The sequence below is a fragment of the Bacillus sp. SH7-1 genome (assembly GCF_008042405.1).
In the GTDB taxonomy this organism is placed as follows: Bacteria; Bacillota; Bacilli; order Bacillales; family Bacillaceae_G; genus Bacillus_A; species Bacillus_A thuringiensis_N.
On the sequence record NZ_QNUD01000025.1, the window covers coordinates 1 to 19,898 of the forward strand.

Below are 19,898 nucleotides of genomic sequence, written 5' to 3' on the forward strand. Positions count from 1 at the left end.
ACTGGTGTTACTGGACCTACCGGCATTACTGGGCCCACTGGTGTTACCGGACCTACTGGTGTTACTGGACCTACTGGCCCTCCTGCCCCACCACTCATTTGCGATGTAACCGGCAGCATTGGCGAATGTTCCTTTGAAGGGAGCCCAATAGAGAATGGAGGATGTTCATTCGCTGAAGGATGCGGTACGATTGCAAATGGAGATTGTTCACACGCTGAAGGATGTGGTACAGAAGCAAATGGGGATTGTTCACATGCCGAAGGTTGTTGTTCAATTGCAAATGGAGATTGTTCACACGCTGAAGGAAGCCAAACACTAGCTAATGCCATTGGCTCTCATGCCGAAGGCGTAGGAAATATAGCGAGTGGATTTGCTTCTCATACTGAGGGGGGCGGTGTAGATCCATTTGGGAACCCAGCTCCCAACCTATCAAGTGGTTCCAGTGCTCACGCAGAAGGGGCTGGTACTACAGCAAGTGGATTTGCCTCTCACGCGGAAGGAGTTATTACAAGAGCAATTGGAGATTTTTCTCATAGTGAAGGAAACCATGCACTTGCAATTGGTGAGAACTCTCATGCTGAAGGTTTTAATTCAAGCTCAGTCGGATTTGTTTCGCATGCCGAGGGAATGAATACAGAAGCAAATGGTGATATTTCTCATGCCGAAGGGTTTAGTACAACTGCTAGTGGTGGGGCCTCACATGCCGAAGGGGATAGAACAACAGCTATTGGTGAGAACTCTCATGCCGAAGGTCGTAGAACAACAGCGAGCGGCAATATATCTCATGCCGAAGGAAATAGTACAACTGCTAGTGGTGATTTTTCCCATGCAGAAAGTGATAGTAACACAGCTAGCGGTGATGCGTCTCATGCAGAAGGCGAAGGTAACACTGCTAGTGGTAGAGCTTCTCACGCAGAGGGTGGCGGTGTGGATCCATTTTTCGGGAACCCTACTCCCAACCTAGCAAGTGGTGATAGCTCCCATGCCGAAGGCGCTGGCACCATAGCAAGTGAATTTGCCTCCCATGCGGAAGGATTTAATACAACTGCAAGCGGAGCTGTTTCCCATGCCGAAGGAGTTGCTACAACAGCTATTGGGGATTTTTCTCACGCAGAAGGAAGTAGCACAACAGCTAGCGGTAATTTTTCCCACGCGGAAGGAAGTACTACAACGGCTAGTGGGCATTTTTCCCACGCGGAAGGATCAGATACAACAGCTAGTGGAGAAGTCGCTCATGCTGAAGGATTTAGAACAACAGCCAGCGGAGATATCTCTCATGCCGAAGGTGAAGGCACTACCACTGCAGGATTTCAAAACGCCCATATAATGGGACGCTTTGGTGATGCAACAGAAGCCAATTCATGGTTTATCGGAAACGGCACAACGAATATATTAAGAGGCTTAGGAGCCAAATGGTTGGCAAGTGATGGGGAGATGTATATTGACGGCACTACTTATAACACAGGTGGAGCAGATTTTGCCGAGATGTTCGAAACAATCGATGGAAATAGTATAGATGTGGGTTACTTTGTCACGTTAGAAGAAGATAAAATAAAAATCGCTACGTCTTCAGATGACTTCATCTTAGGAATAAGCAGTGCAACTCCTAGTTTACTTGGAAATAGCGCAGAATTAAGTTGGCATGGTCGTTATGTTCTGGATGCCTGGGGCCGCCGAACATATCACGAAATGACAATCCCACCTAGAAAAGATCGAAAAGGGAATGAAATTATCCCTGAACATTCAGAAATACAACCCGTTATAAATCCAGAATGGGATCCAAAACGTGAGTATATCCCAAGGAAAAAACGTGCTGAATGGGTACCTGTAGGACTAATTGGTAAGATTTTAGTGAGAGATGATGGCACCTGTCAAGTAAATGAATATTGTCGTCCTAACAATTCCGGAATTGCTACAGCAGCAGATAGTGGATACAGAGTAATGAAGCGTACGGGACCAAATCAAATTTTGGTTTTATTTCGCTAAAAATCCAAATACTATCTTAATTTTGTTAAAAAGATAAACATAACTATTTCCCCTAAACAAATAAGCCCTACCAAAAGGCAGAGCGAAAAATCACGTTCATATAATCCCTAAAGCAGTAGCTATCAAACGGATAGCTACTTTTTTATTCTCATAAAAATTATCGCGTCTCATCATCAGCTCGTTATATACATAGGAATCTTTCACTTTCTCATTCCCTAAATATTTCAACTCAATAATCTGTCGCTGATCTTTATCAAGTGCATTCTGTAACGTCCGTTCAATTTGTTTAAAGCGTATCTCATGATTCTTATCGTCACCTTTCATTTTAGGAAAAAGAACAATCCCCCCCGCTTGAGCCTGCTCTTCTTGATTTTTCATCCGGACGCACAATGCTTTGTAGTTTTTCAGCTCCTTCACCACAAGTCTTCGCATCTCCTTTTCATCGATGTCTTCAAAAAATGACAATTGATTCATACGATACGGTTCCCCTCCGTTCGATCTGATTACTCTTTAGGATATTACTTCATTTCTTTTTGGCATTCTTTTAAATAATCGATAGCCTCTTGCACCTGTTCCTTTGTTGAAAGTAACTCCATCACATTTCCTTCTGTGTTGTATACACGAATCGTTCTTTCCTTGTATTCCATCCCTAACATCCCATCATCACCTAAAAGCTTTACGTTATCTTCTATTTTCAAAACCTCGCTTTCTATTCATAGGGTTATTTTATAAACATATTAACTAGCAAAATAATTAGTATTATTAAGCTATTACTCCAATCGTTCTATTTAATTTATACATATATTAATAGTAAATCGAGGAAAGGAGGTTTTTATATGGCTGAGCATACAAAATGTGTATGTGAACAATTAGAAAGATTACAGTTAGGTACTGAAGTAGATGTTTTCCTTACAGGAACAACACTAGAGGATCTTATTTTCACTAACTTTAATCCAGATAATTTTTGTGTAACATTTGTAGATAACACAACAGAACCTGGCTCTATAATTGTTTTGGACTGCCGTGATATTCAAGCGCTTAGAATTGAAGCTGAGTAGAGTAAAGATGGGGCTTTGAAAAAAGCCCTATTTCATACAGCATATTTAAATATAAATTATAAAATAGAGGAGCCGGAAAAATGTCAGTTTTCATCAACTATGCTATTACTCCCAAAGTATTCAATCCTAATCTAACATCTCTTCCAAATAACCGAATTTCTTTTATCTCAACCCCAAAAGAGAGTTCTAAAAATATTTGCTATCTTTTAGAAACATTTTACTTAGGAAAAAAATAAAACAGCTGTTAGTTAACGGCACAATATTAAAAGCTTCTATATTTGTAGGATTCCATAATAGATCCGGCCTTGCTACATTTATAGATGGAAGCGGAGATATCACTGTAATTAACTGTGAGCGTATTGATGCGATTGTGCTTTAATTGTGAATTTACATGTGAATGAATAATCATTATTTTCAAGATAAACGTGTAATTCTTACACATAACGCCAGTAACTGTTACTATAAGAGACTAGGTCTGTAGGACACTAATATATAGTTCTTTTTTAGGCTCAACCGAATAAAACTCAACATTCCGTTAATAATAAAAATACAGTTTCTAAATTCCCTTCATACCCGAGGGTTTAGCGGCTAACTTTTGTTAGCGGCTCTTTTTATGTTTTACACGAATAAAAATCTAAATTTTCCCGATACTATATAAGACTTTATAAAGTCAGCTTTAAGTTCTTCCCACTTTAGCTTTCTTGGTCGAGAGCCGAGCAGTTAGCTTTTGCTAGCTACTCTTTATTTGTAAAAAACGAACTCAATTGACTGTACGCACATATAATATTCTGCGTTCCTTTCTCTATAAAATAGTCGTTACAAAATGAATCTCGTCACGAGAGCACTTTATTTAGTGCTCTTTTTTGGTTTTTTAATACTTATCAATTGAAATTTTTGTTTAATTGATAAAATAAAACTGCTTGTCCACTTCAACCCATTCACCATCGTATATTATCCAACCACAATGATTGGATAATTCTTCTTGTATTTTCCATCCACTTCGATACATTCTTTAATCCCTCTTAACAATCCTTGCACTTTTATATAAACGCTTTCCAACTTCATGATTTGCTTTTTGCAACCTTTACCTCCTATGGCGAGCAATCATAGAAGGTAAAGGTATGAATGAAAAAAATATTGTTTTACATGGAGTTGCTGTTGAATCCAGTTTAATTGATTCAACACTCCTATCTATTCTTCGACATTCACTTTACCAACAGAAGCAACAGGTTTAACGATATTGATTTAGGAAGCGGACTCCCTTATATATTAAAAGCTTTTTGAAGTGAACCCATGCTCCTTATATATTATGGAATGGGTTTATATTTGTGACATAAGGGCTTATTTTTTTATTTATTTTAATTTTCAAGGGCCTTTTTCTTATACTTGTTTGTTAACCAATTCATAAGTTGTAGTGTGTATGTGGGTGAATGATAAGGATGGTGTAAAAATGAGTGAATTTAAAAAGAAATTTCATATTCCATGTGAGTGTTTTCTCCCCCCTGTACCCCCACCTCAAGTTGGACCAACCGGGCCGACTGGACCAACTGGGCCGACTGGACCAACCGGGGCTACAGGAGTTACAGGACCTACGGGACCAGCTGCTACGGCATGTTGCCCATGTACGAATGTTCTTGATAACCCTGGATTTGATGAACCTGCAACACCAGGTACTCCAGTTCCAGGATGGATTGTAACGGGAAATGTTTCAGAAGTAGGATTTCCAAATGCGCACAGCGGTCGTTTTCTTCCAAATGGAACCTTGAGTGCTTTAGCTGTTACTATTGGACCTGGAGGAATTATGACCCAATCTGTTGATGTGGGCGAAGGTTGTTGCTTTACCCTTTCTTTTGCTGGGGATATAAGAGACGGAGCACTCCTTGTTGCTTCTGTATCGTTTCCAGAACTTGGTCAAGGATGTCCTCCTAACCCTACAACACTTGGACCATTAAACATTCCGCACATTGTACCTGTTGCAAATCAACAACAAGCTGGCTTCCAACATTATACCCTTGTTGTGTGTATACCTGCTGATGTAACTACAGCATGTATTAGTTTCCAAAACTTAGCTACAGGTGGAGAAGGCGCAACAGCTTTTGTTGACAATGTTGTATTTCAACCTACTGGTGGACCTTGCACTTCATGTTCACAAAATTTTTAACACATTAATACGCTTGAAAATTTCCTTTTTCCTGACGAATCCAACAACTATTAAAGAGAGTCATCTGGCTCTCTTTTTATATTAGGAATCATCATAATCTGGCCCCTCATCCATGACTCCACTCACTATATATTCATTAATAAGCCATTTGTTACTCTCCATTTTATTCCAATAACTATTCATATTAAATCCGCACACCCCTCAGGGGCATACATACGATATTAAGTGGTATTCTTTTTCAATATTATTTTTTATCTGAGAGCGGATTTTATTATGCTGTACAAGCACTACTTCGCTTTATTAAATAGACTATATAGACATCTAAAAGAAGGGAGCTTTAATTTCATATGGCTGATTACTTTTATAAAGATGGTAAAAAGTATTATAAAAACCAAGCGCATTCGGATCATCAAAAAAATAACTGTTTTGTTGAGACTCATACAATTGGTGGTTCAGGAGAAAATTTAAATGGAAATATACCTACATCTATCGACCTCTTAGATACCACTCCACAAACAGTATTTGAAGATTTCACCAACAATCACAATAAAACATTAATTCAGTTATTTGTTGTTGGTATGAGTGCCCCCGTTCAAGTAACCATTCTAACAAGAAGATCTAGCGTACCAATTACTACTACATTACAACCCGTTCAAACAAAAATATTTCAAGTTGAAGATTTTCAAAGTCTTACTTTTACAAAGCAGGAAGGTCCTGCTAGTGTAGTTAGTTTATTTATTCAAAAAACATTTTGTATCTGCTGTAACGATAATAACGATTCATGTAATGAATATTACCACGAGTGCAATTAATAGATTAAATCACCAGAAGAACTCTTTATATAGAGGGTTCTTTTCTTTTTATAATGTCGCGTGAAATTTACCAAGACTTGAACCCCTAGCCCCTAATCCTAGGGATTCTCTATTTAAATATAAATTTGAGTAAAAATGAATTCACTATTTATTTGCAAAGTCCATATACTTATATAGACTTAAAAAAATACAAAATATAGTTCTTGGTCCAAGAGCACCACACTTTCTGTTGGTGCTCTTTTCAATTAAATAATGCTTTAATGAAAATTCCGTTATCTAATTTTTCACTTGTCCATTTCACTTTGTTCTATTTCCGCATTCACTATTTTGTTATATATTAAAAGTGCAATTTTTTTACTTTCCATACGACTTATGCTTGAGTGCTAGGAGAAATCCTAGCCTTTTTTGATTTATCTCATATCAGTTGGCCCTTTCCAAATACCCGCTCGTTTCCATTGTTTTTTCTTTTTCCCGACATACGAGGGGCTAAGATCATACATAATACCAATATCCTGATCCGGTATACCTTGTATATTTAACTTCCTGACAACCTCAGGCGTTAACCCACTCGACTTTTCCATTCTTCGTCCACCGTTCTTTTTCGGTTGTGTATCTAAATACATACCCAACCGGCGTAATTCTTCACCAGTCGGGCATGCTTTACACTCATTGATGCTGAAGCATTCGTTTGATGTACGATTGTAATAACAACGTCTACATTTCTGTTCGATAATGTCACCAATTTGGTATGTGAGCTCTTTTCGTTCTTCTTTTGTCAGCTTCATACCATCCACCTACAAGACTGCTTTAAGCGCTATACCGAGCGCTTGTGATCTACCTTGTAACTCAATACGGTGTGCACGTTCTTTCGCAGTTGTTTCTTCTGCAGCACGTACATTGATATGCATTTTTCGAAGATCATTCGCTAGTTCATGATTCTTTTCCGTAATCGCATTAAATTCGTTTAGTAATGAATTGTGATCTTCCTCGCGAGCTTGCGATTATTGTTTCATGGTTTCAAATGCATCTTCCGCTTCAAAGCGTGCTTTTGTTTCTTCGATGAGACCTTGCGCTAGTTTTTCTTTTATATCTTTTAATTCTCCGTACAGTTTCGATACTGCGCTTAACTCTTTTCGAAGTGCATCTTTTTCATCAAGAACATCATTTAATCGCTTATACAGCACCCCTAAAATCTTTATTTCAATACAATAAAACTAAAAAAGAACACCTTAAGTCGATGCTCTTCTTACAAATATCAACCATTATGTAATTGAACATATAGATAACATTAATCCTCCAAATGAAATTGCTCCTATTAAAACCCCTGTTAAACAAACACAATCAGCAAAACAAATAGAAGACCGCGATAATGGAACAAATGACCTACTTGTACTCGATCCATATTGTTTATTTTTTCATAATTCATATCTAACATGAAATGTAGACATGTTACACCATCCTCAATAGTTTGTAGAGATTCTTTTTCTAATCGCTCCAATAATTTACTATTAAAAGCAACTGGAAGAGGATACTACTAGCCAAGTTCTTGAACAACAATACAAGATGCTAGATAAACTAGGACTTAAATATGAAAGGGGTGATAATTAATGAACAGGTTAGATAATATCAGTAGTGTGTATAGAATTGATGCCAAAAAATCTCCTTCGAAAGAAGAAGTTAAAGCGCTTCAGGATTTTTCAGCAATAGATGTACCTACAGAATATATAGAAATAATTCAGCTAGCTTCAGACATTGAAATTAAAGTTAACGACCAAATTTAAATTCGAATTTGGGGAGCTTCGGGATGCATTGAAATGAATGAAACTTATGACGTGCAGAAATATCTCCCGAATTCACTCGCAATTGGTGATAATGAAGGAGGTGGTGCTTTGATCTATCTACAGGGTAAAGATGGTTTTGGAATATACTATAACAGATTCGCAGATTTGGATATTGAGGAGGCAGTGAAAATTGCACCATCGCTAACCGATTTAGTAGTAAATAATGTAGTCGTGAATACTTTATTAGATATTTTTAAAAATTTAGAGACCTTGATTAGCTTGCCTTTCAAGGTTTTCTATTGGTAATGATATAGGTTTTGTAACAACTATGCTATTTTTTATTCTCATAAAAATTATCACGTCTCATCATCAATTCGTTATAAATGTAGGAATCTTTCACTTTCCTATTCCCTAAATATTTCAACTCAATAATCTGTCTCTACTCTTGATCAAGTGCATTCTGTGACGTCCGTTCAATTTGTTTAAAAGTCACCCTTCATTTTAGGAAAAAGAACAATGCCCTCAGCTTGAGCCTGTTCTTCTTGATTTTTTCATCTGGATGTACAATGCTATGTAGTTTTTAAGCTCTTTCACCACAAGTCGACGCATCTCCTTTTCATCGATATCTTCGAAAAATGACAATTGATTCATACGATACGGTTCTCATCCGTTCAATCTATATAATTATGAATGGATTATTATTTTGAGTCCCAATATGCAATATTGCATATTCTGTACTTTCAATTTTTATACATGCGATAATTTTTTTATAAAAATAAAAGGTAGTAGTAAGAATGATTTATATGAACAAGTTCTGAAATAAGATGATTTAATATTTGCAAACATTTTGGGGATGCTTAGCATTCGTTATATTAATGTTCGCTATCTTCTTAATTATGGATTTAACAGATACACCTTTAAATACATTAGGCTGGAGAGACTGGCTAGGTTCTGCAGTAGGCGCAGCCATCTTAACTGTCGAGATGTTTACTTTAAGTAAATTGGATTTAAAATAAATATTCCGTCAATACTGTATATAGGCTGTGTGCCAAATCTCAATACAAGTAGATTTCCCTGTATCTCCCTGTACTGAGCAGTTAGCTTTTGCTAGCCGCTCTTTTATTTCGTTCCAGTTCTTGTTTCTTAAAGAGCTCTTTAACTGCGTTTCCCCAATAAGTACACATATCCATTCCCCTTTAAATTTTTATAATAATCTCCTCCATTAATTTCATTTGTATTAATCATTTTTATCGTATATGGAACCTTATACAATACCATATTAAAATTAAATATGGCTAAATAGACTGCCCATGCGGTAGCTACGGTAATTTCCCTCGGTAGTGCCTATCAATCCTTAAATTAGACAGACATTTGATGGTAAAACCATAAGAAAAAAGCAATGATTAGATTTTACAACTAGTCATTGCTTTATCTATCTCATCTGGATTTATACCTATATATCTTATTGTTACTCTTTCACTTGAATAATTGAATATACCCATTAGCGATGGCTATATTCTTTGTCGGCATGTACATGTATGAATCTAATGTTTTTTAATTAATAAATGTAGTTAATATTCATATGTTATAATAGTACCAGTAGTATCAGAAGTACCATTAAAACAATTAGAGCAACCACCACAACTTCCACAACCACCACAACCGCCACAGCCTCCACAACCAAAACAACCGAAGCAACCAATACAACGGAATCCACCACAACGAAATCCACCACAGCGACCGCCACAACCTCCGCAACGACCACAACCACCACAGCGACGAGCAGCATCTTCAATATAATAATATGGATATTGGTTTTGCGGGTCCCAATACACAATATCTCCAGACCGGTAATCATTAAGACTTAACGTTTGTAGTTCTTGTTGAAACTGATTCATTTTCATAACCTCCATTTATAAAATACAACCTCATCGATGGTTTCCTATAATTCTGTTCGTTACATCTAAGTAGAAATAACGCTATAAACTAAATTCAATTCATACACCAACAAAGTATGACCCATCACTAGATGATGCACCTTGTTTATGTACCTATTTTTACTATGGGCTCATTTTTATAAATAGAACTTATAACATTGCTTCTATTCTTTATCCAATTACATCTTTTACTTCTATATTCACTGGCCACTTTTCTAAAGTATAAGCCATTTCCCAAAATGAATATTCATATTGACTGCTAATAATAAAATGCTGCTTCATACGCTTACGGTCTGCCTCTGTTACTTTTTCAGCGATAGTATCTAACCTTGTAATTTGCTCTTCAACTAATGTTCGGAACCAATCGGATCCATAAGCAGAAATCCATTCGTTATAAATTGGCTCTTCTGGCTGACACTCTTTTAAACGCTCACCAATTTCATAATACAGCCAATAGCAAGGTAAAATCGCTGCAATGATATCGCCTAAATGTCCTTCATACGCAGCACGATACATATGTGAAGTATATGCGTATGCAGTTGGAGCGGGGATAAAATTATCTTTTTCTTCTTGTGTGATCCCTAGTTTCTTCGCGAAATTTTCATGTAAAGATAATTCCGCCTCATATGTATTTTGAGCATGATGTGCCATACGAGCTGTCGTTTCTAATTCCAGTGCTTTTGCAGCTCCTAATGTTTGTACTCTAGCAAAGTGACTTAAATAATAGGAATCTTGAAGCACGTAATAGCGAAAACTAGCTAAATCTAACGTTCCTTCACCAAGTTTTTTTACAAAAGGATGATGAAAACTTGCTTCCCAAATTGAATCTACTTCTTTACGCAATGATTGTGAAAAAGTCATTTAAATTCCTCCAATAATTCATTTAATATAAGTATTTATCCACAGCTATTAACGCTTTAAAATAAAAAAACTTCCTTTACAGACGTAAAGAAAGTGAAATTGACAATATTTATACATGAAATAGCAATGTCTTTTCCACTTCCCTACGCTGGCATTAACCAGATCAGGTACTAAGAGTCTCAAATTCCCATTTGATCTCAGCCTATAATAGGCCCCCCTAGTGGATAAATATTTAATTTTCGTATTGTATTCATCATAACACAATTCATGTTACTGTCAAAAGTATTCATGATAATGCTACTTAAAACCCTTCTTCTTCCCTTACTCTTAATGAAGTTTCAATAATCATATCTAATAGTTTGCTATAATGAATTCCCGCAGCATCTGCACTTTTTGGTAGTAAACTTGCTTGTGTCATCCCTGGTAATGTATTAACCTCCATTACATATGGAATACCGTCTTTCACCATCATATCAACCCTTGCATAAACACTACATTTTAATGCTTTATAGCAAGCCAATGACGCTTTGTTTACACGTTCTTTTAATTCAACTGGAAGTTCAATAACTTCTTCAATAGTACCAGCATCATCATATTTCGCATTGTAATCAAAGAACTCCGCCGCGTGTCGAATTGAAATGATGGGTAACTGTTTTCCATCAAAAATGGAACATGTAATCTCGTCACCTTTTATATACTTCTCTATTACTACTTCAGAATCCCATTCAAACACAGTTTCCAGCATTGAAATTAATTCGTCTTTATTATAGACAATCTTTACTCCAACACTTGATCCACCAGAGTTTGGTTTTACAACTAACGGAAATCCTAACTTATCTAACTCATCAAGATTTAGATCCTCCATTTTTGTAAGTTCAATCCAATCTGGTGTTTCTATTCCTTCATAACGTAAAATCTTTTTCGAAATATTTTTGTCCATACATATACCGCTAGATAACATATTGCTCCCGCTATAAGGAATACCTAAACTTTCAAGCGTTCCTTGAACAGTCCCGTCTTCTCCGTATTTTCCGTGTAATGCGAGCAGCGCAAAATCAATGTCTTTCGCTTTTTCGATTAAATCCATTTTTTCGTTTAACGTAATTGGAACTATGTCATACTTACTTTTATCTAAATGTGCAATCATTTCATTTCCAGTCATAATTGATACTTGTTTTTCAGAAGATACTCCACCCATAATAACGCCAATTCTCATTTCCTCAACTCCAAATTTCATTTTTTATTGTATCACCAATTATTTTGATTCCCCGAACTATGTCTTCTTCTTTCAGACGTGAAAATCCTAATCGAAAAGTGTTCGCTCCTCTTCCATCAGAATAAAATACATCTCCAGGAGAAAATGTAACCCCTTGCTCATAACACTTTTGCAAAAGCCTACGGGCATGAATTTTTTCTTCTAACTCTATAAATAAATGGAGGCCACCATCACCGGTCATTCTTTGAAACGGAATGTACTCGTTACATGCCCCAACAGCTAACTCATATTTTTTCTTATAAACTGATCTTGCCTTTTTTAAATATTTTTCAAAATATCCTTCATGTAAATATTGAAATAGAACAGCTTGATCTAAAGTAGATGTGTGAATCGTTCTTGCTCTTTTTACACTTTCTAAATGATGAATTAGTTCTTTATCTGCAATAATCCAGCCTACACGTAAACCAGGGAAAAGTACCTTCGAAAAGCTACTAATATAAATCACATTATTACCAGCGCCAGCAAAAGTTAATAATGGTGCTAAATGTGATCCTGAATAACGTAGTTCTTCATTAAATCCATCTTCTATAATAGGAATTTTATATTTTGAAAATAAGCTCATCAATTCCGTTCTTTTCTCTGAACTCGTAACAATACCAGTTGGATTATGATAAGAAGGAATTAAATACGCGAAATCAAAATCCTTTTCACGCAAACTTTTTTCTACTTCGTTCGTATCGATGCCATCTTCATTCATATTAATTCCATGAACCTCAAGACCATGTAAGCGGAAAAGCTTCAAAGCAGCATGATGAGTCGGATTCTCACAAATAACCCGCCCCGATTTTTTGGATAACGAGGATAGTACAATATCTAATCCTTCTGTAAATCCATTTGTAATTAAAATATCTTTGTTCGAAATATCTACACCTTTCATTTCCATATAATGAAGTAGATAATTCATTAACGGTCTATAACCTTTAGCGTAGCCGTAGTTTAATACGACATCACCTTCAATGGACATACGAGTAAGAAAAGCTCTTTTGAAATTTTCCACATCAAATAGCTTTTCGTCCGGAGCAATGCTATTAAAAACAATCATTCCTTTTTCCCAGCGGACACCATGTTTCATTAAATCTAATTCATCCGCTAATAAGGTAACTGTATTAAGTTTATTTTTCCAATCTATTTCAACAGACGAAGTGTTTGAAATATCAACCTTCGCAACAAAATTTCCTTTTCCTTTAACTGCATAAATAAGTCCTTCTTGTTCTAAATCTGCATAAGCAGCAAGTACAGTATTTCTGCTTACACTAAGTAATTCACTTAGTTCCCTTGTTGAAGGTATTTTTTGGTCTCCGAGCAAATGCCCTTTCATAATCATCTTTTTTAAATAATCTTTCAGTTGAATATAAACGGGACGGTCTTTGACAACTTTAAAATCTTTAAACAAATCCTTACCCCCTGCAATTATTTTTGCATATTTATTTCATTCTCAAAAGGTCCACTACATATGTATTTTTTATTAAGGGCGGTACGGTCTTATAAAATGAAACTTTAATCAGTGAGAATATTCATCCCCACTGATTATTAGACTTCACCAGTTAGGACAAATCTTTTCGATATAAGTTTATAACATCCTTTAAAGCTGCTGCTGCGGCTCCACGTGGATTAGAAGCACCACCAATTGTAGTAACTTGCCCCATCGTATCTGTAAAGAACGTAATCCCTTTTTCCGTCCCATTTACTTTTGATAACGGGTGATTTTTATCTAATTCGTACGGTTCAACACTTAGATTCACATTACCTTTTGTACCTTTATAAGCTGATGCTATTAATTTAATAATTTTATGTTGTTCCTTAGCATTTCGAATTTGTTCTTTTGTAACGTTCTCGATTCCTCTTATATGTATATCTGTAAGTGTATTCTCTACTCCCATTAAACTATTTGTCAAAAGTAACAATTTACACGCACTATCAGAACCACTTACATCTAATATTGGATTCGTTTCAGCAATTCCTTTACTTTGCGCTTCTTCCAGTGCTTCTTCAAACGTAATATCTTCCTCATTCATTTTCGAAAGAATATAATTTGTAGTCCCGTTTAATATTCCTTCTACTTTTTCAATATGGCAACCGGCTAAACTAAATTGACCAATATCGAGTGTCGGTAATGCCGCAGCAGTTGCACCACTGTATCGAATTCGTACATTTTCGATTCTTGCTGCTTCATTTATTTCTTTCCAGTTTGTAACGAGTGCGCCTTTTGAAATTGCAACTATATCCATATGTTTCTCAATCGCTTGTTTTATATATTGTTTTCCTGGATTTCCATCTTTAAGGTTTGTAACAGTTGATTCTACTAATACAGTCCCATTTATCCCATTTGTTGCACGTTCCTTCGGATGATACTCTATATATTTTTCAATTGCGGCACTACCGCTACCATATTTCAATAAATCGTGAAGGGACAATCCATCCCCATTATATATTGCAACATTCCTTCCTAATACCCCACTTACAACTAATCGAATTCCATATGTTTCATATATATATGAATATTTTTCGTTTAATAATTTTATAAACTCTCTGCCAACTGTTCCATATCCTGATAATACAACTTGAATTTTCATAATATCCCCCCAGTTTTTTCTACCAAATCCCTCTTTCAATATAATATAAAGCGCTCTCGAATTCCATCGAGAGCGCTTTATTATTACCTATTTCGGTAATCTTAATAGTTTTTCTGCAATTGTTCTATAAAACTCTTGAATGTTAGAAAAACCTAACGTGTCTGAAACACTTAATCCCACCATGTCGAGATGGTCCCAATTTGCTTTCATTTCGATATGATTCCATTTTCCAATCTGTAAAGACTCATTACTATTTACAGTAGTATTAGAAGACGGTGCAATCATAGAGTTTGTATTTACTACACCGTCATTTTGCCACCAAGTAGTATCAATTAATGGACGATTTTCTTCATATCTTGCATAGGAACCTAAGAAAAATGCATTCCCCATTAACACTTTATTCATCGTTATATGAGGCAAATGTAAACCTGTTATAGGTGCCGCTTGTGATGCATGTCCACTATAAGATAAGTAATAAACATCTGATTGCGTCTTTACCCAATTATTGAGCTCCTTTGCGCCATCTGTACTTAAATCCCATTGACTTATATCCTTTGTATTTTTCCAAAGTGAACTATTTAGGATGCGATCAGTATATTGGAAAAAAGACTCTCCAGTATTCTTCTTTATACCCCATTGATCCAATTTGAAATCATATAAAGATAAATTATTGTTTCCTCCAAAACTAGCAGCTGTAATGAGGAAATCTTTTACGAACGGTAGTAGAAGACTACCATCCGCAAGTGTTGTGCCATTGTGAGGGGTTGCTAATGTTGTAACACTATGAATGTATGATTTCTCGCCCTCAAATAGTGGTGATATTTTGGTGTTCGGGTAATTTTTTACATGATTTTTTTCTTCAAAACTGCCTTCTTTTAATAGCTGTACTAATGTTCTAATCGTTTGTCCACCCATGCTATGCCCAACTAAATGAACTTTATTTGTTTCACTCCAATTCGGCGCAAAACCACTATAAGTTCTGCCAAAACGATTATGTCCATGTTTCTCAGCATGTGCGGCACCGTAGTCTACTGTTCCACCGTTAATTTGGGCATATAATTCACATGCACGATCCCAGTTACTTGAAACTGGCCCAACAGCTGCGGTATGAACTGTATAACCATTGCGTTTCAAATCTTCCTGTATATCATGAACACCACCCCAATATTTTACGCCAAGCATTTCTTCTCTACCCCATCCAGCAAATCCATTCACTAATATGATCGGATAATTATTTTGTTGTCTCTCTTCAGCATATGTTATTTTCGCTACCAATGAACAAACAGCCACTAATGCAAAAAAACATATTTTAAAAAATAACTTCCCCATACTTTCTCCCCCTAATAAAACGTTTACATTTTTTACCATACAGCATGCTTTAATAACTTAAACATAATGTAAAGTATTTTATATACGTTGTATATATAGAAAACATATACAGATGTTGATAAATATTAATTCAAATAAACATTTACTTTTTACAATACAACTTGTAAATCTGTTTATTTGAATTTATAATTAAATATAGTTTCCTCATGTTAAAAAGATTTAAAAACCATAAGAAAACTAATCTCATTGCTTGAAAAGGAGGAAAAAGCATGCAAATCGGATCAAATATTCATACATTATCTCAACCTACTAAAATAACTCCATCTACTCTTGAGCATAATACTATCTCTTCTACTAAACTTGAAAGTAAGAAAGTAAATGATCCTATCAAGTTCGATATTCGTTCATCTGAAAAAGAAATGAAACAGCCTGAACATAAATTTAATGAATTAGATTTATGGAAGATGTTAAAGGATAAAGGTGTTCCTTTATGGATCATTCTTGAAATGCTACAAAAAGTTCGTAAAGAAAAAGAAGCTCAGAATAATTCAGTTCAAAATTCAAATGCGATTGAAGAAACAAACGAGAGTCGATTAAATGAAGTAATGTAATCTTTTTTATATGAATGGTCTATGAACTAAAAAGAGTTCGAGCTTGATAAATTTTCTATCAAGCTCGAACTCTTTTTTAAGATTTTTCTCCAATCGTTACAAACTGAAAAGCTACTTCTCCTTCCAAACCTTTAATTAGCTTTTTTACTTTGATTTCTTCATTAACCAATGAATTATCTGTCGACATTTTAGGTTTTTCGTCACCTATAGATTTTTTAAATTGAAGAAGATTCATTTTTGTTTCATTTGCTTTTATTTCCTTATATACGCTATTTTTTGCTACAATCACATACGATTGCGTTGGATATTTACGAGTGTTACCTATCCAAGTGTCACTATCGTATATAACAGGAATCTCGTTTCCTTCTATTTTAATACTTTTCATAGTCTTTTCGTCTTCATTTGTAAACAATAGTGATCCTTCTTTTGGGAATTTTGGTAACGTATCTAAAATATAATTGGAACCATTATCTCGTTTACGAAAAGCTTTTTCTTTAATCAGTGCTAGTGCTGTAGACTCATTTAAAATTAATACCTGTCCGTTTCCATAAATACCTGTTTTCACAGAAAACACTTCATTTGCTTTCGTAATCTCCTGATAACGATTAATAATTGGTGAAATTTTATTTTCATCTCCAATGATTAATATACCGTTTGCAGGAAATAGATTCTCCTTTTTAGAACATGCACTAAAACTTATTAATAGTAGTATCGTTAACATAAAAATAGTTAAAGTTCTTTTCATCGCGTTTCCTTTCATCATACAGTTGATTTTTTCACATACTTTCATATAGTCTTACAAGCTAATAAACTCTATTCATCCATAACTTTATAAAGCTTTTGCAGGTAACGCCAACGGGTTATAAAGAAATATAAAACTTGTATACAAATAAATGAAATTAAAATTACGATAGAACTATTCATAATAGAAAAATCGACTAATTGTTGTAATGCCATATAAGCAACTACAGTATGTATCACCGCAATGATAATTGGTAAGAAGAACATTAATAATAACTGTCTCGTTACAACTTTCTTTAGCTCTCGTTTACTTAATCCCATTTTCGAAATCATTTTATATTGCTGTTGATCACGATCCAAATCCGTATATAATCGGAAATAAATAAAACTAGCAGCGAATGTAAAGAAGACGATTCCGACTAAAACACTTGCCATAAGTAATAGCCCATTCGTTTGCTTCGCACTTAACAAATCTATAGTTAAAGCTCGAAATTGAAAACTACCTTCTTCTTTCGCGAATGTACTAATTAATTCGTTTGAAATTCTCTTCGTTTTTATCCAATCGTCTACAACAAATCCGTAAGTACGATATGGAATATCAAGATTATCTGGGTCACTAGTAATAGGTATTTCATCATATACATGATCCTGAACAGCGATATATATACTTCTTGTATCATGTGGTAAAACTAAATTTTCTACAGCTTTTTTCACATGAAATGTCTTTGTCCATTCACCTTGAATGACTTCTATATTTTTTTTATAGTTGCCACTTTTAAATTCTTGTTTTTGTGATACGATTCCAGGAATTAATAAGATTTCATCTTCATTTCCAATCGTTTCTTGTTGATACCCGAGTGCTTTAGCAAGATCGTTATATTCACTTAACTTCATTACAATTACATTACTTTCTGTGTATATATACGAAGCTGAAGCCATTCGATACGGAATATTAGCATCAGAAAGGTGTTTTTTTATAATAGAAATATTTTTATTTAATGCTTTTTCGTTTTCAAAATCCCCATATAAAAATGTATACGGATTTGTCATCCTTACCAAATCTTTACTTCCAATTGCAGCTGTTGTACCAATCGCTGTAAATGCAACTGCTGAAACAATAGAAACTATAAAAAACATCGTTGCATTATCTTTCATACGGTAAATTAATTCAGAAAACGTTAATATATTCGTTCTCTTTAAAAAGAAAGATTCTCTCCTTTTAACAAGATGTAATATATACACGCTACACTGTGTATATAAAAAGTATGTTCCTATAATTACTAGTAGGACACCCATTCCGAGCGTAGTAAAACTGGAACTTGAAATGAAGCGAAATACTGAGAAATATCCATATCCTATACTAATTAAAGAAAGCAGTGATAATAAAATTGAAGATTTCGGCTCAGGTTTTGGCTTTTCCTCTGCTCGAATAAGTTCCACAAGTTCCGTTATTTTTACCATTTTAAATGTAAATAGTGAAACAATTAAAAATAAGAAAAGAAAAGTGATAACTGTTAATACTACAGCCTTCACTGGTGTGTAAAAAGGCAAACCATTATTAATCATTAATACACTTGCGCTTATCAATAAGACTAGTTTAGAAAATATGAGTCCAATGAAAATCCCTATACAAATTGAACCAAGTCCAATTAACATATTTTCAATTAACAATAACTTCTTAAGCTGTCTCATCGACATACCTTGCATCATTAAAATGCCAAATTCTTTCTTACGTGTTTTTAAAAACGAACTAACTGAATATAAAATAAAGAAAAATGAAAATACAAAAATCAAACCTTGCGAAATTATAAATCCCATCTTACCATATGCACTTATTGTTGCACTTGTTGATTTTAACTCCCCTTGTAAATCAGGATGAAATAATAAAAGGGCATATGTAAAGAAAATCATAATAGAAAATGTACTACTTAAAAAATGGGCAGCATATGTACGCTTATTACGAAAAATATTATTAAATGCGAACTGACGAAAAGTCATGCCTTTTCCCTCCTAACAAAGAAAGAACATCCATAATCTTTTGATAAAAGGCTTGTCTGCTTTCACCACAATAAATTTCGTTATATAGTTGACCATCTTTAATAAATATTACTCTACTGCAAAAACTCGCAGCATACGGATCATGTGTAACTAACATCATCGTTGCTTTTTCTTCTTTATTAAGAGTATCAAGCATCTCCATTACATCATTTGAAGATTTAGAGTCTAAATTCCCTGTTGGTTCGTCAGCAAGTAATAATTGTGGCTTATGAACAATCGCACGTGCGATTGCCGTTCTTTGAGCTTGCCCTCCTGATATTTCAAACGTTCTTTTACTCAATATATCTGTAATATTTAATTTCTCTGCAATTTCTTCCACTCGTTTGTTCATTTCTTGTACAGACACACCATCTAAAGTCATCGGTAATACGATGTTTTCTTTTACAGTAAGTGTGCTAAGAAGATTAAATGATTGAAAAACAAATCCTAATTGTTTTCTGCGGAATAACGCTAATTCTTCTGATGATAATTGATGAGGATTTGTGCCATTAATTAAAATTTCTCCCGATGATGGAGAATCAATAGTAGATACCATATTTAATAACGTTGTTTTCCCACTACCAGATGGCCCCATAATCCCTACAAATTCGCCTTCTTGAATTGATAAATCAATATCAACTAATGCTTTATAAGGTACTTTTCCTTTATATACTTTACTAATACTTTTTGCATGTAAAATTTCCATGTATATTCTCCCTTCATTTGCACGTCTCA

At 34.8% G+C, this 19,898-nt stretch carries 20 protein-coding genes, 3 pseudogenes and 1 riboswitch; of the genes and pseudogenes, 8 read left to right on the top strand and 15 right to left on the bottom strand.

Going from position 1 to position 19,898, the window contains the following annotated elements:
• On the top strand, window positions 1–1,986 hold a 1,986-nt coding region (locus DN390_RS19885), incomplete at its 5' end, for a peptidase G2 autoproteolytic cleavage domain-containing protein (protein ID WP_255444069.1).
• A 96-nt stretch (window positions 1,987–2,082) separates the two neighbouring features.
• Here DN390_RS19885 and DN390_RS19890 read toward each other — a convergent pair.
• Both DN390_RS19890 and DN390_RS19895 read right to left on the bottom strand, forming a co-directional pair.
• On the bottom strand, window positions 2,083–2,460 hold the full coding sequence (locus DN390_RS19890; protein WP_147808191.1) for an ArpU family phage packaging/lysis transcriptional regulator: 378 nt from the start codon (window positions 2,458–2,460) through the stop codon (window positions 2,083–2,085).
• Between the two features lie 44 nt (window positions 2,461–2,504).
• The gene (locus DN390_RS19895; RefSeq protein WP_147808192.1) at window positions 2,505–2,684 is read right to left on the bottom strand and encodes a hypothetical protein; all 180 of its coding nucleotides are present in this window, start codon (window positions 2,682–2,684) and stop codon (window positions 2,505–2,507) included.
• Between the two features lie 138 nt (window positions 2,685–2,822).
• On the opposite strand from DN390_RS19895, the gene DN390_RS19900 reads away from it, so the two are divergent.
• From DN390_RS19900 to DN390_RS19910, 4 genes are all read left to right on the top strand, one after another.
• Entirely contained in the window at window positions 2,823–3,044 is a 222-nt protein-coding gene (locus tag DN390_RS19900) for a hypothetical protein (protein WP_000807684.1), read from the top strand.
• A 196-nt stretch (window positions 3,045–3,240) separates the two neighbouring features.
• Complete coding sequence (locus DN390_RS30715) at window positions 3,241–3,423, top strand: hypothetical protein (RefSeq protein ID WP_179955766.1); 183 nt, start codon at window positions 3,241–3,243, stop codon at window positions 3,421–3,423.
• Window positions 3,424–4,494: 1,071 nt separating this feature from the next.
• Entirely contained in the window at window positions 4,495–5,205 is a 711-nt protein-coding gene (locus DN390_RS19905; protein WP_147808193.1) for a collagen-like protein, read from the top strand.
• Window positions 5,206–5,552: 347 nt separating this feature from the next.
• Window positions 5,553–6,017 (top strand): exosporium protein D, encoded by a 465-nt coding sequence (locus DN390_RS19910; protein ID WP_098199592.1) that lies wholly within the window; start codon window positions 5,553–5,555, stop codon window positions 6,015–6,017.
• A gap of 410 nt (window positions 6,018–6,427) precedes the next feature.
• On the opposite strand, the gene DN390_RS19915 is transcribed toward DN390_RS19910, so the two are convergent.
• From DN390_RS19915 to DN390_RS19925, 3 genes and pseudogenes are all read right to left on the bottom strand, one after another.
• Window positions 6,428–6,802: a hypothetical protein gene (locus DN390_RS19915; RefSeq protein WP_147808194.1), complete on the bottom strand. Its 375-nt coding sequence runs from the start codon at window positions 6,800–6,802 to the stop codon at window positions 6,428–6,430.
• Between the two features lie 216 nt (window positions 6,803–7,018).
• A complete protein-coding gene (locus tag DN390_RS31215; RefSeq protein ID WP_255444071.1) occupies window positions 7,019–7,201 on the bottom strand; it encodes a hypothetical protein in 183 nt (60 codons plus the stop codon).
• A gap of 78 nt (window positions 7,202–7,279) precedes the next feature.
• Window positions 7,280–7,548: pseudogene (locus tag DN390_RS19925) on the bottom strand (homoserine dehydrogenase); the annotation flags it as partial.
• A 76-nt stretch (window positions 7,549–7,624) separates the two neighbouring features.
• Between DN390_RS19925 and DN390_RS19930 the strand changes: the two are divergent.
• Together DN390_RS19930 and DN390_RS19935 are read left to right on the top strand one after the other, a co-directional pair.
• Window positions 7,625–8,104, top strand: a pseudogene (locus tag DN390_RS19930) (SMI1/KNR4 family protein).
• 530 nt (window positions 8,105–8,634) lie between these two features.
• Window positions 8,635–8,814, top strand: coding sequence for a hypothetical protein (locus tag DN390_RS19935; RefSeq protein WP_255444072.1), 180 nt, complete (start codon window positions 8,635–8,637; stop codon window positions 8,812–8,814).
• Between the two features lie 387 nt (window positions 8,815–9,201).
• On the opposite strand, the pseudogene DN390_RS31220 reads toward DN390_RS19935, so the two are convergent.
• The 7 genes and pseudogenes from DN390_RS31220 to DN390_RS19965 form a co-directional block, all read right to left on the bottom strand.
• A pseudogene (locus DN390_RS31220) lies at window positions 9,202–9,352 on the bottom strand (site-specific integrase); the annotation flags it as partial.
• Window positions 9,353–9,369: 17 nt separating this feature from the next.
• Window positions 9,370–9,696, bottom strand: coding sequence for a heterocycloanthracin/sonorensin family bacteriocin (locus DN390_RS19940; RefSeq protein ID WP_142324548.1), 327 nt, complete (start codon window positions 9,694–9,696; stop codon window positions 9,370–9,372).
• 210 nt (window positions 9,697–9,906) lie between these two features.
• On the bottom strand, window positions 9,907–10,596 hold the full coding sequence (gene tenA / locus DN390_RS19945; RefSeq protein WP_097952059.1) for a thiaminase II: 690 nt from the start codon (window positions 10,594–10,596) through the stop codon (window positions 9,907–9,909).
• Window positions 10,597–10,719: 123 nt separating this feature from the next.
• Window positions 10,720–10,825: riboswitch (TPP riboswitch) on the bottom strand.
• A gap of 72 nt (window positions 10,826–10,897) precedes the next feature.
• On the bottom strand, window positions 10,898–11,812 hold the full coding sequence (gene ddlB, locus DN390_RS19950; protein ID WP_147808195.1) for a D-alanine--D-alanine ligase: 915 nt from the start codon (window positions 11,810–11,812) through the stop codon (window positions 10,898–10,900).
• 4 nt (window positions 11,813–11,816) lie between these two features.
• Window positions 11,817–13,265: a MocR-like pyridoxine biosynthesis transcription factor PdxR gene (gene pdxR / locus DN390_RS19955; RefSeq protein ID WP_098952905.1), complete on the bottom strand. Its 1,449-nt coding sequence runs from the start codon at window positions 13,263–13,265 to the stop codon at window positions 11,817–11,819.
• Between the two features lie 151 nt (window positions 13,266–13,416).
• Entirely contained in the window at window positions 13,417–14,445 is a 1,029-nt protein-coding gene (locus tag DN390_RS19960) for a homoserine dehydrogenase (protein WP_218944379.1), read from the bottom strand.
• A gap of 87 nt (window positions 14,446–14,532) precedes the next feature.
• Window positions 14,533–15,774 (bottom strand): esterase/lipase family protein, encoded by a 1,242-nt coding sequence (locus tag DN390_RS19965; RefSeq protein ID WP_098952903.1) that lies wholly within the window; start codon window positions 15,772–15,774, stop codon window positions 14,533–14,535.
• Between the two features lie 269 nt (window positions 15,775–16,043).
• Between DN390_RS19965 and DN390_RS19970 the strand changes: the two genes are divergently transcribed.
• The gene (locus DN390_RS19970) at window positions 16,044–16,385 is read left to right on the top strand and encodes a DUF3914 domain-containing protein (RefSeq protein ID WP_098952902.1); all 342 of its coding nucleotides are present in this window, start codon (window positions 16,044–16,046) and stop codon (window positions 16,383–16,385) included.
• 76 nt (window positions 16,386–16,461) lie between these two features.
• Here the strand turns inward: DN390_RS19970 and DN390_RS19975 are convergent, their stop codons facing one another.
• The 3 genes from DN390_RS19975 to DN390_RS19985 all read right to left on the bottom strand — a co-directional run bounded on the left by DN390_RS19975 (window position 16,462) and on the right by DN390_RS19985 (window position 19,869).
• On the bottom strand, window positions 16,462–17,130 hold the full coding sequence (locus DN390_RS19975) for a lipoprotein BA_5634 family protein (protein WP_147808197.1): 669 nt from the start codon (window positions 17,128–17,130) through the stop codon (window positions 16,462–16,464).
• 68 nt (window positions 17,131–17,198) lie between these two features.
• Entirely contained in the window at window positions 17,199–19,124 is a 1,926-nt protein-coding gene (locus DN390_RS19980) for an ABC transporter permease (protein WP_147808198.1), read from the bottom strand.
• Complete coding sequence (locus DN390_RS19985) at window positions 19,099–19,869, bottom strand: ABC transporter ATP-binding protein (RefSeq protein WP_147808199.1); 771 nt, start codon at window positions 19,867–19,869, stop codon at window positions 19,099–19,101. Before DN390_RS19985 ends, DN390_RS19980 begins: the two co-directional genes overlap by 26 nt.
• Window positions 19,870–19,898: the final 29 nt, after the last annotated feature.